Consider the following 14,794-nt stretch of genomic DNA (forward strand, 5'->3'; position numbering starts at 1 on the left):
GGGGTGGAATCGAAACAGGGTGGTCAGGCATGACATTCGGGCTGATCAAGTCGGTGGGGGAGCGGGCCTACCTGGAGGCCGAATCCGCGCGCCTGGCCATGGAAGCCGGGTTGGCGCGACTGGAATCCCCGGCCGTATTGCTGGCCGCCGCCACCGCCATGCTGCGCTACGGCACCCTGGCCGCCGGGCTGCGGCTGTCGGCGGCGCGCTACGGCAGCCGCACCGCCGTCATCGACGAACTGGGCGAACTCACCTTCGCCGACCTCGAGGACCGCTCCAACCGGCTCGCCAACGCCTGGCGCGAACGCGGGTTGAAACCGCGTGAGGGCGTGGCCGTGCTGGCCCGCAATCACCGCGGCCTGCTCGACGCCATCTTCGCCGCCGCCAAGTGCGGGACCCGGATCATCCTGCTCAACACCGATTTCGCGGCCCCGCAGATCCGCGACGTCGCCACCCGCGAGGGCACCGACCTGCTCGTCTACGACGACGAGTACGCCGAACTGCTCGGCGAGGTGCACCCCAAGCGCGGCAGCTACCGGGCCTGGACCGAGGAGCCGCGCGCGGACAGCCTCGAACACCTCATCGCCACCGGCTCACCGGACGCGCCGCCCGCGCCCGGGGCCGAACCCAAGATCATCCTGCTCACCAGCGGCACCACCGGCACCCCCAAGGGCGCGCCCCGCGCGGAACCGAAATCGCTGCTGTCCCTGGGCGGTCTGCTGTCCAAGGTCCCGTTCCGGGTGAACGAGGTGACCGAATGCTGCGCCCCCATGTTCCACACCCTCGGCTTCGCCTGCGCCGTACTGACCCTGGGCTTCGGCTCCACCCTGGTGATCCGCCGCCGCTTCGACCCGCAGGCCGCCATCGACTCCATGGCCCGGCATCGGGCCACCACGGTGATCGCGGTGCCGGTCATGTTGTCGCGCATGATGGATCTGGGCGGCCAGGCGCTCACCGGGCGCGACCTGTCCGCGCTGCGCATCGTGTTCGTGGCCGGATCCCAGCTCGGCGCGCAACTGTGCCGGGAGGTGACGGCGGCGTTCGGACCGGTCGTCTACAACCTGTACGGGTCCACCGAGGTCGCCTACGCCACCATCGCCACACCCGCCGATCTGGCCGAAGAGCCCGGCTGCGTGGGTAAACCGGTGCTGGGTGCGCGTGTGGAGATCCTCGACGAGCGCGGGCGGGCCGTGCCCAACGGCGCGACCGGGCGCATCTTCGTCGGCAACAGCATCCAGTTCGAGGGCTACACCGGCGGCGGAAACAAGGAATTCGTGCGCGGGCTCATGTCCTCCGGGGACGTCGGCCACTTCGACGCCGCGGGACGGCTTTTCATCGACGGCCGCGACGACGACATGATCGTCTCCGGCGGCGAGAACGTCTTCCCGGCAGAGGTCGAGGAACTGCTCTACACGCATCCGGCGGTGCGGGAAGCGGCGGTCATCGGGGTCGCGGACGCGCAATTCGGCGCGCGGCTCAAGGCTTTCGTGGTCGTCCACGAGGGTCGGACCTGCACCGAGCCCGAGGTCAAGGAGTTCGTGAAGGACAACCTGGCCCGGTACAAGGTGCCGCGCGAGGTGGTGTTCCTCGCCGAACTGCCCCGCAACCCCACCGGCAAGGTGCTCAAGCGCAAACTCCAGGAGGTCTGAGCCGCAGGCGCATCCGGCACCTGCCCTTCCGGCGGACCGCGCCGTATGCTGAGCATCGCAGTACGCGGTCGAGCCAGGGGAGGACAGGTGCCGGGGGCAGGTAATCTCGGCCACTATCGGCTCGTCGAGCTGCTCGGTCGCGGCGGCATGGGGCAGGTGTGGCTGGCCGAGGACACCCGGCTGGAACGGGAAGTGGCCCTCAAACTGCTCCCCGCGGAACTCGCCGCCGACGAGGACTACCGGCGGCGCTTCGAACGCGAAGCCCGGCTGGCCGCCCGACTACGCGGGCCGCACGTGGTGCCCATCCACGCCTTCGGAGAACTCGACGGACGGCTCTACATCGATATGGAGCTGATCGACGGCTCCGATCTGGGCAAGACCCTGCGCGCGGAGGGCGCGATGACGCCCGGGCGGGCTGTCGAACTCGTCTCGCAGATCGCCGAGGCCCTCGACATCGCGCACAAGGCCGGGCTGGTGCACCGGGATGTGAAGCCCTCCAACGTGCTCACGCTGCCCAACGGCTTCGCCTACCTCATCGACTTCGGCATCGCCCGTGGCGTCGGCCAGGCCACCATCACCGGCACCGGTGTGGCCGTGGGGACCTGGGCCTACATGGCGCCCGAACGCTACTCCGGCACCGAGGACCTGCGCTCCGACGTCTACTCCCTGGCCTGCCTGCTGTACGAAACCCTCACCGCCGCGAAACCTTTCGCCCATGCCGACCCGGTCCAGCAGATGGCCGCCCACCTCACCACCGACCCGCCCCGCGCCGCCGACCGCAACCCCCGGGTCTCCGCGGCCCTCGACGCCGTCATCGCGCGCGGCATGGCCAAGGATCCCGACCACCGCTTCTCCTCCGCGGGCGCGCTGGCCGCCGCCGCCCGCACCGCCCTGGAATCGACCCCGGCCCCGCGTCAGGCCCCGCACCGCCGGGCCGAACCCACCGCGAAATGGGATGGTGCGGACCGCTTCCCGAGCCACACTCCCACCCCCGCATCCCAGTACACGCCCTACACCCCGCCTCCGGGATCGGCGAACCCCGGGTCGATCCCGGGCCGGGATTCGGGCCCGAGCTCGGCGTCGGGCCCCGGCTCCGACTCGGCGTCCGGCCCCGGTTCGACGCCGGGCCCTGGGCCGGGCGGCCCGGCGTCCTACGGCCGCTCAGCAGTGGGCCCGGCACCGGCGCCGCGAACCAGAACTCCTTCGGGCGCAACACCTCCGCCGAGCCGGCTGAACGCCGGTGCGACACCGCCGCCGAGCCGGTTCGGCGCCGGTACGCCGCCACCGCCCGGCCGAATCGCCGCAGGTGGGGCACTTCCGTCGACCGGAATGGGCGCGAGTGGAGGCATGTCGCCTGGGATGGGCTCGGGCGCAACGCCACCCCCCGGTGTTATGGGTTCGGGCGGTACGCCGCTGCCCGGCGTGATGGGCGGGAGTGCGACGTCGCTGCCGGGCGTGATGGGTGGGGGCGCCGCGCCGCTGCCGGGCGGGACCGCGGCGGGCGTGGCGAGGCAGCCGGGCGGCATGGGTTCGGCTGGGCGGGTCGAGCAGCCGATGACCGGCGCGCTGGGGTTCGCGTCGCCGCATGCCGCCGGCTATGGCGGGGCGGTGGCGAAGCCGGTGCGGCGGCAGGGGATTCGGCCGTGGCAGCCGGTGTGGTGGGCGGTGCTGGGGTTAGGGGTGCTGTTCTTCGGGATCATGAGCGTCGGCGTGCTGGCGGTGACGTTCTCCGAAGGATTCGACGGCTGGCTGGAGACGTTGATCGCGTACCTGATCTTCGTCGCGCCGTTCGCGGGATCGATCTGGGTGACGGTGCTGGAGGTGCGCCGGTTCCGGGCGCGGGGGTAGCGCGGAAACGGCGCGACCGGGTCGCGGTCGCGCCGAATCCGCATGGGGCGCTCAGCAGTTGCGCAGTTCCGGGCTCTGGTTGAGCAGCTGGGCCCGGGTGGAGATGAAGGTGGAGTAGGTGTCGCCGCCGACCGAGGCGAGCGGGAAGGCCGCGACCCGGTGGCAGTTCTGGAAGGCGAGCTTGATGCCGAAATGGCGCTCCAGGCCGCCGCGAATGGCATCGGAGGCCATGGCCCGCAGCAGCTGACCGCGGGCCGTCTCGTCCGGCGGCGCGATGGTGTTGTCGGCGTATTCCGCCGTGCCGGAACGCAGATCGTCGGCTACCCGGCTGACGACCTCGTAGGCGTAGGGCAGCGAGTGACGGACGCATTCGACGAACTCTGCGTCGCTGACTTCACCGCGTTCGGCGCGCTCGAGTAGTGCGGTGGGTACATCGAGTGACATAACGCTCTCCTCATGGGATGGCGGAAGGTGTCAGCCGATTGTAGATGGAATCCGTTGTCAATAAGTCTGGATTCGCGACGAAAGTGCCCGCTCCAGAGCCTTTTTCGCGTCCGCGGTCAGGGTTCGGACCAGCTCGCCCGCCGGTAGCTCCAGCGCCAGCGCATGCGCCTGACCTGCCCAGAGATTCACCGCGTCGGCATTGCCCTCGGCCCGCGCCGCCGCCCGCAAAGGCCCGGTGGCGTAATGGATCTCGGGATAGGCGACCGGAGCGTCCTGATGCTCCACCAGGAATCGATTCCGCAGTCCGCGCGCCCGGCGTCCGGTGAAGGCGCGGGTCAGCATGGTCGGGGTGTCGGCGATGATCGCCGCGCGCACCACCGGCGCGGTTCCCGCCTCGGGGCAGCGCAGGAACGCGGTGCCCAGCTGCGCGGCGGCCGCCCCGGCCGACAACGCGGCGGCCACGCCCGCGCCGGTCGCGATGCCGCCCGCCGCCACGATCGGGGCGTCCACCGCGTCGCGCAGCAGTTGCAGCAGCGTCAGCAGGCCCAGGGGGTCGGTGAGATCGTCGGCCGGATCGTCGACGAACACGCCGCGATGCCCGCCCGCTTCCGCGCCCTGCGCGATCAGCGCGTCCGCACCCGCGGCCACGGCCCGGCGCGCTTCGGCGACGGTCGTGACCGTCACCCACACCTCGGTCCCGGCCGCCCGCAGCCGCGCGATCTCCGCGACGGACGGGCAGCCGAAGGTGGTCGACACCACCGGGACGGGGTCGGCGGTGAGCAGATCGAGTTTGGCGTCCCAGTCGTCGCTGTCGTAGCGGGGCTCGCCGACGGGGAACTCGGCGGCCAGGCCGCCGACATACGTCTCGAACCGATCGGTCGGACTCGGTTCGGAGGGATAGAAGAGATTCACCCCGAACGCGCCGGCGGTGAGCGCCCGCGTCGCGGCGATCCGCGCGGCCAGCTCACTCGCGGGCAGATATCCGGCGGCAACGAAGCCCAGCCCGCCCGCGTCGGTCACGGCGGCGGCCAGCTCCGGGGTGGACGGCCCCCCGGCCATGGGTGCCAGGACGATCGGCGTACGCAACTCGTCGAGAACCATCTCACCATTGTGCCTTTTCGGTTACGGTTTGTGATCAAGGGTTCGAGTGCTCGAGCTGGCGTTATCGCACAGAAGGTTGCGAAATGGTCACAAGCGAGTACTGTTTCCATCACAGCGATGCCGAATCGTTACCGGACCCTCCGAACGCTAGGACTTGCAGTGCCGCATCACCGAACGACCGCGAACTCCGTATCAGTCATGGATTTGCTTGGTGATTCCGGTGCTGTCCGCACTGGCGTCACCTCGCGCAGGCGGCACCGGGCCGAGCCCTCCGCCGCCGACAAGGTCAAGACCGCCGCCAGTTTCGCGGTCGCGGCCGGTGCGCTCATCGGCACCGGATCGCAGCTGGTCCCCGCTCTCGCGCACGCCGCCCCGCTGCTCCCCACGCACGACGAGAAGGCCGCCACGGTCGCCGAGGACGTCGCCCCCGTCGCGGCGACCGCCGATCTGAAGCAGGCCAAGGACGTGGCGGCCCCCATCGCCGAGCCCGCCCCCGAGGCCCCGGTCGCGGCCCCCGCGCCGAACCCGGCCCCCTTCGGCCTGCAGAACCTGCCGCCGGAGATCTCCAACCCGCTGGCGCAGGCCGAACAGACTCTGAAGTCCCTTCAGCAGCAGCTCAACCCGGGCCCGAGCGTGGTGAAGCCGGTCAACGGCCAGCTCTCCTCCGGCTTCGGCATGCGCTGGGGCGCAATGCATTACGGCATCGACTTCGCCGACCCGATCGGTACCCCCATCCACTCGGTGATGGGCGGCACGGTCATCGATGCCGGCCCGGCCTCGGGCTTCGGCCTCTGGGTGCGCGTCAAGCAGGACGACGGCACCACCGCGGTCTACGGACACGTCAACGACATGTACGTGAACGTGGGCCAGCGTGTGAACACCGGCGATGTCATCGCCTCCGTGGGCAACCGCGGCAACTCGACCGGTCCCCATCTGCACCTCGAGATCTGGGACGCCGCCGACAACAAGATGGATCCGCTGCCATGGCTAGCCAGCAAGGGCGTTCTCATGCAGCAGCAGTGGGGACCGGACCAGTAGATCGTTCACCGGCCCCCGCGATGACCGGGCGTTTTCCGGACCGGCGTCTGCCGGTGGGTGCGGTGACGACACTGGACGAACTCTTCGACCCTGCCTCGGTGCACGGCCGTTCCTACGCGGTGCTGGTTCAGCACCCGCGTTCGACCGTGCTCGAGGTGGCCGAGCGGCTGACCGTGCCGCCCCGCGTGGCCGAGTCCGCGCTGGAGGCGCTGTGCCAGCTCGAGGCCGTGGTCCGGCTCACCGACGGCAAGGGCGTGGTGCGCTTCGACGCGCACGCCCCGGAAGCCTTGTCGGAGGCCGAGACTCGCCGCCGTAATCAGGACATGCTGCGCATGCAGTCGGCCGCCGCGCGCCTGGGCGAGACCTTCCGCTCGGTGCGTCGCACCACCGACGCCGACGGTGCGGTGGTGGCCGTCTACGAGCGCCGCCAGCTGCTGGCCGACTTCGAGGACCTGCAGCACACCGCGCACGCCACCGTGAAGGTGGTGGAACGCGGTCCGTTCCTCTCCGATGTGGAGACCGAGGAGCGGATGTTCGAGCTCAAGACCTCGCGCATCGCGGCCGGCATCGACTACCGGACCCTGTACCAGGAGACCATCTACCAGGATCCGGAGCGGCTGCGCCACGTGCTGGCCACCAACGCCGTTGGCGCGCAGGCGCGCACGCTCGCCGACCCGCCGATGAAACTGATCGTCGCCGACGACCGCCGCGCCGTGCTGGTGCTGCACACCGACGAGCGCCGCGGCGACCCCATGGGCGTCCGCGTGGGCCCGTCGCCCACCCTGGACCTGCTGGTCAAGACCTTCGACGCGCTGTGGCTGACCGCCACGCCGATCTCGGTGAACCCGTCCGAGGCGCTCGACGATCGGGACAAGGCCATCCTCACTCTGATGAGCATGGGCGCGACCGACGACACCATCGCGCGCCGGCTGGGCCTGTCGCGTCGAACGGTGGTGCGCCGCACCGCGAGTCTGCTCGAACGGCTGGGCGCGAGCACCCGTTTCCAGGCCGGAGTGCAGGCGACACGCCGCGGCTGGCTCTAAGGGTCTGTGGCGCAAGTCACCTCACAGCAACACTTCTCGCTGGTCAGCGATATTCATCATGCATGGCAGCTCGGGGCAGTTCGCGAGCATCGATATGATTGTTTCCGTCCGCTGACCTTTTGACGTCCCGGGAACAGACGTCAGTTTTCGTGGGTCCGCCGAGTGTCTTCGGCTGCGGAAAAGACCAACCCGAGAGGTGAATGCACGCGTATGGATACTGCCCGCCGTACAGCTCGCGGTAGTCGTCGGCGTCGGTCCGGCAGCCCACTCTTCGGGCAGTTGCTCACCGCGGCGGTCGAATCCGCCGGTGACGCCATCGCCATCCGTTTCAACCCGACCGGGGATCCGGCCGCTCAGCGCGAGATCAGTTACCGAGAGCTGGACGCGCGCTCCTCGCAGCTGGCCAGGGAACTGATCGCCCGCGGGGTCGGCCCGGGCGACATGGTCGCCATCGGCATCACCCGCTCGATCGAATCCGTGCTGGCGGTCTGGGCCATCGCCAAGACCGGCGCGGCCTATGTGCCGGTCGACCCCGCGTATCCGGCCGACCGCATCGAACACCTGCTCACCGACTCCGGCGCGGTGCTGGGCCTGACCACCCGGGAGTACCGCGCGGGCCTGGGCGACGCCGCCACCTGGATCGAACTCGACGATCCGGCGCAGGCGCAGCGCATCGCCGCGCACCCGGACCACCCGATCTCCTACGCCGACCGGGTGGGCACGCTCACCGAGCAGCACCCCGCGTACGTCATCTACACCTCCGGTTCCACCGGCAAGCCCAAGGGCGTGGTGGTCACCCACACCGGCCTGGCCGGGCTGGTGGCCGCCGAACGTGAGCACTACGCGGTCTCCGCGGATTCGCGGGTGCTGCACGTCTGTTCTCCCAGCTTCGACGTCTCGGTGCTGGAACTGCTGCTGACCTTCACCGCGGGTGCGACCCTCGTCATCGCGCCCGCCGGTGTCTTCGGCGGTGTGGAACTGGCCGACCTGCTGGACCGCGAGAGCGTCACCCACGTGTTCATCACGCCCGGTGCGCTGGAATCGGTGGATCCGGCCGGGCTCAGCGAGCTGACCACCGTCGTGGTGGCCGGTGACAAGTTCGGCCCGGAACTGGTGTCGCGCTGGGCGACCGATCAGCGCTCCTTCTTCAACGGCTACGGCCCCACCGAGGCGACCATTCTCGCCACCTCCAGCGCCCCGCTGCTGCCGGGCAAGCCCATCACCATCGGCGCCGCCATCGCGGGTGTCGGTGCGTACGTGCTGGATTCGCGGCTGCGGCCGGTGCCGGACGGCGTGGTCGGCGAGCTGTACCTGTCGGGACCCGCACTGGCGCAGGGATACAAGGGCCGTCCCGGCCTGACCGCCGAGCGTTTCGTGGTGAGCCCGTTCGGCGAGGCCGCCGGATCCCCGGGTTCGCGGCTGTACCGCACCGGTGACCTGGTGCGCCGCAATCCGGCCGAATCCGAGCAGCCGGGCGTCATCGAATACCTGGGCCGCTCCGACTTCCAGGTCAAGATCCGCGGTCTGCGTATCGAATTGGGCGAGATCGACAATGCCCTGAGCGCACACCCGGACGTGGATTTCGCCGCGACCCTGGGCCGGGCGCTGCCGTCGGGCGCGACCGCGCTGGTCTCGTATGTGCTGCCCCGCCCGGGCGTGACCGTGGACACCGCGGCACTGGCCGCGCACGTCGGCGAGTCGCTGCCCGCGTACATGGTGCCCACGGCCATCGTGGTGCTGGCCGAGATTCCGCTGACCCCGGTCGGCAAGCTGGACCGGAATGCCCTGCCGGAGCCGGTGTTCGCGGCCCGCGAGTTCCGCGCCCCGGCGACCCGCGCCGAGGAAGTCATCGCGGAAGTGTTCGCCGCCTTGCTGATTCCCGACAATCCGGACGCCCGGGTCGGTGCCGACGACGACTTCTTCGAACTCGGCGGCAACTCGCTGCTCGCCGCCCAGGCCGCCGCCCGCATCGGCACCGCCCTCGGCGTGCGGGTGCCGGTGCACGTGCTGTTCGACGGCTCCACCGTGGCCGAACTGGCGCGCCGCCTCGAGGGTGAGACGGCCCCGGCCGCCACCGGGCCCGCGCTCGGCTCGCTGCCCCGCCCGAACCGGGTGCCGCTGTCCTTCGCGCAGCAGCGCATGTGGTTCCTCAACCGCTTCGACCCGAACAGCGCGGTCGACAACATGCCCCTCGCGGTGCGGCTCACCGGCGCCCTCGACGTGGACGCCATGCGCGCCGCCGCGGCGGACCTGGTCGCCCGCCACGAGGTGCTGCGCACCATCTACCCCGAGGTCGACGGCGAGGGCTTCCAGCAGGTGCTGCCCGCCACCGACCCGCGGGCCCGGCCCGAACTGCCGGTCACCGAGATCGACGCCGCGGAGATCGCCGACCGGGTCGCCGAGGTGGTCGGCGCGGGCTTCGACGTCACCGCCGCGCCGCCGCTGCGCCTGCGTCTGCTGCGCCTCGCGCCCGACGAGCACGTGCTGGTCGCCGCGATCTATCACATCGCCGCCGACGGCGTCTCGATCGGCGTGCTGGCCCGGGACCTGGTCACCGCGTACGCGCAGCGCATGAACGGGGCCGCTCCGCAGTGGGCCCCGCTCCCGGTGCAGTACGCCGATTACGCGGTGTGGCAGCGGGAATCGCTGGGCAGCGAGGACGACCCGGATTCGCCGCTGGCCCGCCAGATCGCCTACTGGCGCGAGAACCTCGCCGACCTGCCCGACGAACTGGTGTTGCCCTGGGATCGGCCGCGGCCCGCCGTCGCCTCCTACCGCGGCGGCAACCACAACTTCCGGCTCGACGACGAGATCTACGCCGCCGCACGCCGATTCGCCGAAACCCACAACACCACGCTGTTCATGGTGGTGCACACCGCGCTCGCGGTGCTGCTGGCCCGGCTCTCCGGCACCCGCGACATCGCCATCGGCACCCCGGTGGCCGGGCGCGGCGAGGCCGAACTCGACGATCTGATCGGCATGTTCGTCAACACGCTGGTGCTGCGCAGCGACATCGACCCCGCCGCCTCCTTCACCGACCTGGTGGCGGCGGTGCGCGAGAACGACGTGCGCGCCTTCGGCCACGCCGACGTGCCGTTCGAGCGCCTGGTGGAACTGCTGGACCCGGCCCGCTCCCAGGCCCGCAACCCGCTGTTCCAGGTCATGCTGACCTTCCAGAACATGGCCCCCACCCGGCTGGAACTGCCCGGCCTCACGGTGGCGGGCGCGGACCTGGAGATCCCGTTCGCCAAGTTCGACCTGCAGCTCACCCTGCAGGAATCGCTCGACGAGCGGGGCCACGCCACCGGCATGGCCGCCGAGTTCTCCTATGCCATGGACCTTTTCGACGCCGCCACCGTCGCCGAACTGGCCGCCCGCTTCCAGCGGGTGCTGGCCGCGCTGACCGCCGACCCGGCCGCACCGGTCGGCGATCTGGCGCTGTTCTCCGCCGGGGAACGGCAGCGGGTGCTGACCGATTGGAACGCCACCGGCTTCGACGTGGCGGCCACGCTGCCCGAAGGCGCCGCGGCGACCCTGGTTTCGCGGTTCGACGCCCAGGTGGCGGCGACCCCGGACGCTGTCGCCCTGGTGTTCGCGGACGAGACGCTGACCTACCGTGAGCTCGCGGAGCGCTCCAACCGCCTGGCGCGACTGCTGATCGCCGAAGGTGTCGGGCCGGAATCACTGGTGGCCCTGGCCCTGCGGCGGTCGACCGAGTTGGTCGTGGCCATGTACGCGGTGCTGCAGGCCGGCGCGGCCTACGTGCCGCTGGACCCGGACCAGCCCGCCGACCGCATCGGCCACATCCTCGACACCGCGCGGCCGCGACTGCTGCTCATCGCCGAGGCGGACGAATTCGAGGCCGGGGCAAGGGATGTCGCCACGCTGTCGGTCCAACGGGCCGAGGCGTCCGCACGGGCCCTCAGCGGCGCGCCGATCACCCAGGCCGAGCGCGTCCGACCGCTGCGCCCCGAGCACACCGCCTACGTCATCTTCACCTCCGGCTCGACCGGCCGTCCCAAGGGCGTCGCCGTCGAGCACCACGCCATCGTCAACCGCCTGGTGTGGATGCAGCACGAATACGCGCTGACCGCCGAAGACGCTGTGTTGCAGAAGACTCCGGCCACCTTCGACGTGTCGGTGTGGGAGTTCTTCTGGCCCTTGCAGACCGGTGCGCGCCTGGTGGTCGCCAAGCCGGACGGCCACCGCGACCCGGTCTACCTGGCGCAGATCATCGCCGAACAGCGCATCACCACCGCGCATTTCGTGCCGTCCATGCTGTCGATGTTCGTCTCGGCCCTGGGCGAGACCGGCGCACTGGTTCGCGCGTCTCGTTCTGGACCGAGTGGAGCGGAGGGAGGGAAGAACGAGACCTCCAGCGCCGCGAACCCGCCCCGGAGCGAAGCGGAGGGGCAGATCGAACACCGCCTGCGGCAGGTGTTCGCCTCGGGTGAGGCGCTGCCCGCGCCGACCGCACGGCAGTTGCGTGAGCTGACCGGTGCGCGGCTGCACAACCTGTACGGCCCGACCGAGGCCGCGGTCGACGTCACCTATCACGAGGCCGTCGACGCCGACACGGTGTCGATGCCGATCGGGCGGCCGGTCTTCAATACCCGTGTCTACGTGCTGGATTCCCGCCTCAACCCGGTCCCGGCCGGCGTCGCGGGCGAACTGTATCTGGCGGGTGTGCAGCTGGCGCGCGGCTATGTCGAGCGCCCGGACCTGACCGCGGACCGCTTCGTCGCCGACCCGTTCGGCACCGGTGAACGCCTCTACCGCACCGGCGATCTGGTGAAGTGGACCGGCGATGGCGAGCTGGAGTACCTGGGCCGCACCGACTTCCAGGTGAAGCTGCGCGGTCTGCGCATCGAACTCGGCGAGATCGAGGCCGCGCTGCTGGCGCAGCCGGGTGTCGCGCAGTCGGTGGTCGTGGTGCGCGCCGACGCGCACACCGGCGACCAGCTGGTGGGCTACGCCGTCGCCGCCGACACCACCCCGGAGGAGCTGAAAGCCGGTCTGGCCCGGTCGCTTCCGGCGTACATGGTGCCCAACGCCGTCGTGGTGCTCGACGAGTTCCCGCTCAACGCCTCCGGCAAGCTGGACCGCAAGGCGCTCCCGGCCCCGGTGTTCGAGGCCAAGAGCTTCCGGGCCCCGTCGACCCCGATCGAGGAGATCGTGGCCGGGGTGTTCGGCGAGCTGCTCGGCACCGACCGGGTCGGCGCCGACGACGACTTCTTCGAACTGGGCGGCAACTCGCTTATCGCCACGCGGGCGGTGGCGCGGATCAACGCCGCCCTCGACACCACCGTCGCCGTGCGCGAGATCTTCGAGACCGCAACGGTTTCCGGGCTCGCGGCGCGTATCGTGCCGGGCGCGGGCGCCGGGGCGCGGCCGGCGCTGGTGGCGGGGGAGCGGCCCGCCCGCGTCCCGCTGTCGCTGGCGCAGCAGCGCATGTGGGTGCTCAACCAGCTCGACCCGGATTCCCCGGTCTACAACATCCCGATGGTCATCCGGCTCACCGGCGCACTCGACGTGCCGGCCCTGCGCCACGCCGTCGAGGACGTGCTCACCCGCCACGAGGTGCTGCGCACCCGCTACCCGGAGACCACGCCGGGCGGCCCCGCCTTCCAGGAGATCCTCTCGGTCGCCGACGTGCTGCCGCAGGGTCTCGAGGTGGAGCGGGCCACCGATATCGGCGGCCGGATCGGCGTGCTGGTCGGCACCGGATTCGATGTGGCGCAGCGGGTTCCGGTGCGGGTCCGGCTGATCACCGGCGACGACCCGGACGACTACCTGCTGGTCCTGGTGGCCCACCACATCGCCGCAGACGGCGCCTCCATGGCGCCGCTGGCCCGCGACCTGATGACCGCGTACCTGGCGCACGCCGCGGGCGAGGCCCCGGCCTGGCAGCCGCTCGCGGTGCAGTACGCGGACTACGCGGTGTGGCAGCGGGCCGCGCTCGGTCTCGAGGACGACGCCGATTCGGCGGCCGCCGCGCAGATCGCGTTCTGGCGCGATCAGCTGGCCGGACTGCCCGATCGCCCGATGCTGCCGCTGGACCGGCCGCGCCCGGCGGCGGCGTCCATGCGTGGCGCGCTGCTCGACTTCACGCTGTCGCCGCAGGTGCACACGGGCCTGAATCGCCTGGCGCGCCAGCACAACGCGTCGCTGTTCATGGTGGTGCACGCGGCGGTGGCGGCCTGGCTGTCACGGCTGTCGGGCAGCACCGACGTCGTGCTCGGCACCGCCGTCGCGGGCCGCGGCGAACGCGCGCTCGACGATCTGGTCGGCATGTTCGTGAACACGCTGACGCTGCGGACCCACGTGGATCCGGCCGCGTCGTTCGACGAGCTGGTCGAGCGGGCCCGCGAGACCGACCTGTCGGCGTTCGCGCACGCGGACATCCCGTTCGAACGGGTCTCCGAGCTCACCGCCCGCACCACCGCGAATCCGCTGCTCCAGGTGGTGCTTTCGCTGCAGAACACCGAGACCCCGGTGCTGGAACTGCCGGGCCTGACCGTGGCCGCCGTCGACACCGACCTGGCCACCGCCAAATTCGATCTGCAGATCAGCGTCGAACCGCGCCCCGGCGTGGACGGCGCGACCGGTGAACTGGCCGTCATCCTCAACTACGACACCGAGCTGTTCGAGGAATTCTCGATGGCGTCGTTCGGCCGGGCGCTGGAACGGATGCTCACCGCCGTCGCCGCCGACCCGCAGCTGCCGGTCGGCGACATCGAGCTGCTCGACGCCGCGGAATCGGTTGCGGTGCAGGCGATGTCGCAGTCCGCGCCGGAACCGGCCGGGCTCGCCGTGCGCGGTGCGGCGCTGTCCCAGCTGCTCACCACCGCCGCCGAGGACGACCCGGACGGCCCCGCGCTGGTGTGGGGCGAGGAGGCGCTCACCTACTCCGAACTCGACGCCCGCTCCTCGCGGCTGGCCCGGGTGCTCATCGCCCGCGGCAGCGGACCCGGCACCGGAGTGGTGCTGCGCCTGGACCGCGGCGTGGACCAGGTGGTCGCCATCTGGGCGGTGCTCAAGGCGGGCACCATGATGGTGCCGTTCGCCGCCGCCGAGACGCCCGGCCAGGACGTGAAGGTCGGCATCACCGTCGGCCGCGCGCCCGAGGGCGTGCGCGGCATCGACTGGGTGGTGCTCGACGATCCGGAGACCGCGGCCGAGGTCGCGGCCGAATCGGCGCGACCGGTCACCTACGCCAACCGGATTCGCGCGCTGCGCGGTGACGATCGGGCTCGGACCTCGGCGGACGGGACGCTCACCTACGACGGTCTGGCGGCCGCCGTGGACCGCGCCCGCGGTCTGGACCTCACCTTCGAATCGCGCACCTTCCATCACGGCGCCGCGGATTCCGTGCTGGCCATGATCGAAGCGGTCGCGGCCGGAGCGGTCGGGGCGTCAGTGGTGCTGGTGCCGTCCGAGCCCGGTGCGGAACTGTCGGACGCGCTCGCCGACGAGTGGGTCACCCACGTCTTCGCCGAGGCCGATCGCCTCGGCGAGCTGGATCCGGCTCCGCTCGAGGATCTTCGGGCCGTCGTACTCGACGCCCCCACCGCGGCCGCCGGGCCGTGGGCACAGACCGCCACCGTGGCGGTGCTGCCGGACCCTGGGACGGTGCCGCCGGAGTAGCGGAGACGCTGCTGCCGCGTTTGC

Annotated in this window: 7 protein-coding genes; 5 read left to right on the forward strand and 2 right to left on the reverse strand. The window is 71.3% G+C overall.

Annotated features, from left to right (window positions below; genetic code table 11):
* Positions 1 to 29: 29 nt before the first annotated feature.
* Together ACQPYY_RS03825 and ACQPYY_RS03830 are read left to right on the forward strand one after the other, a co-directional pair.
* Entirely contained in the window at positions 30 to 1,649 is a 1,620-nt protein-coding gene (locus ACQPYY_RS03825) for an acyl-CoA synthetase (protein WP_433592767.1), read from the forward strand.
* 87 nt (positions 1,650 to 1,736) lie between these two features.
* Positions 1,737 to 3,497, forward strand: a complete 1,761-nt coding sequence (locus ACQPYY_RS03830) for a protein kinase domain-containing protein (RefSeq protein WP_433592768.1) — start codon at positions 1,737 to 1,739, stop codon at positions 3,495 to 3,497.
* A gap of 51 nt (positions 3,498 to 3,548) precedes the next feature.
* Here the strand turns inward: ACQPYY_RS03830 and ACQPYY_RS03835 are convergent, their stop codons facing one another.
* Entirely contained in the window at positions 3,549 to 3,941 is a 393-nt protein-coding gene (locus ACQPYY_RS03835) for an SCO5389 family protein (RefSeq protein ID WP_379104997.1), read from the reverse strand.
* A gap of 57 nt (positions 3,942 to 3,998) precedes the next feature.
* Positions 3,999 to 5,042 (reverse strand): nitronate monooxygenase, encoded by a 1,044-nt coding sequence (locus ACQPYY_RS03840; RefSeq protein WP_433592769.1) that lies wholly within the window; start codon positions 5,040 to 5,042, stop codon positions 3,999 to 4,001.
* Between the two features lie 198 nt (positions 5,043 to 5,240).
* Here ACQPYY_RS03840 and ACQPYY_RS03845 point away from each other — a divergent pair, with 198 nt between their 5' ends.
* The 3 genes from ACQPYY_RS03845 to ACQPYY_RS03855 all read left to right on the forward strand — a co-directional run bounded on the left by ACQPYY_RS03845 (position 5,241) and on the right by ACQPYY_RS03855 (position 14,770).
* Positions 5,241 to 6,080, forward strand: a complete 840-nt coding sequence (locus tag ACQPYY_RS03845; protein WP_433592770.1) for a M23 family metallopeptidase — start codon at positions 5,241 to 5,243, stop codon at positions 6,078 to 6,080.
* 62 nt (positions 6,081 to 6,142) lie between these two features.
* Positions 6,143 to 7,123, forward strand: coding sequence for a helix-turn-helix transcriptional regulator (locus ACQPYY_RS03850; RefSeq protein ID WP_379105003.1), 981 nt, complete (start codon positions 6,143 to 6,145; stop codon positions 7,121 to 7,123).
* A 210-nt stretch (positions 7,124 to 7,333) separates the two neighbouring features.
* On the forward strand, positions 7,334 to 14,770 hold the full coding sequence (locus ACQPYY_RS03855; protein ID WP_433592771.1) for an amino acid adenylation domain-containing protein: 7,437 nt from the start codon (positions 7,334 to 7,336) through the stop codon (positions 14,768 to 14,770).
* Positions 14,771 to 14,794 lie beyond the last annotated feature (24 nt).

This window comes from Nocardia sp. CA-145437, assembly GCF_050956485.1.
GTDB lineage: Bacteria > Actinomycetota > Actinomycetes > Mycobacteriales > Mycobacteriaceae > Nocardia.

What these genes read in the sequence shown, in the direction of transcription:
- ACQPYY_RS03835 (WP_379104997.1), bottom strand. Translation starts at nt 3,941, where the DNA reads ATGTCACTCGATGTACCCACCGCACTACTCGAGCGCGCCGAACGCGGT.
- ACQPYY_RS03845 (WP_433592770.1), top strand. Translation starts at nt 5,241, where the DNA reads ATGGATTTGCTTGGTGATTCCGGTGCTGTCCGCACTGGCGTCACCTCG.
- ACQPYY_RS03855 (WP_433592771.1), top strand. Translation starts at nt 7,334, where the DNA reads ATGGATACTGCCCGCCGTACAGCTCGCGGTAGTCGTCGGCGTCGGTCC.
- ACQPYY_RS03825 (WP_433592767.1), top strand. Translation starts at nt 30, where the DNA reads ATGACATTCGGGCTGATCAAGTCGGTGGGGGAGCGGGCCTACCTGGAG.
- ACQPYY_RS03840 (WP_433592769.1), bottom strand. Translation starts at nt 5,042, where the DNA reads ATGGTTCTCGACGAGTTGCGTACGCCGATCGTCCTGGCACCCATGGCC.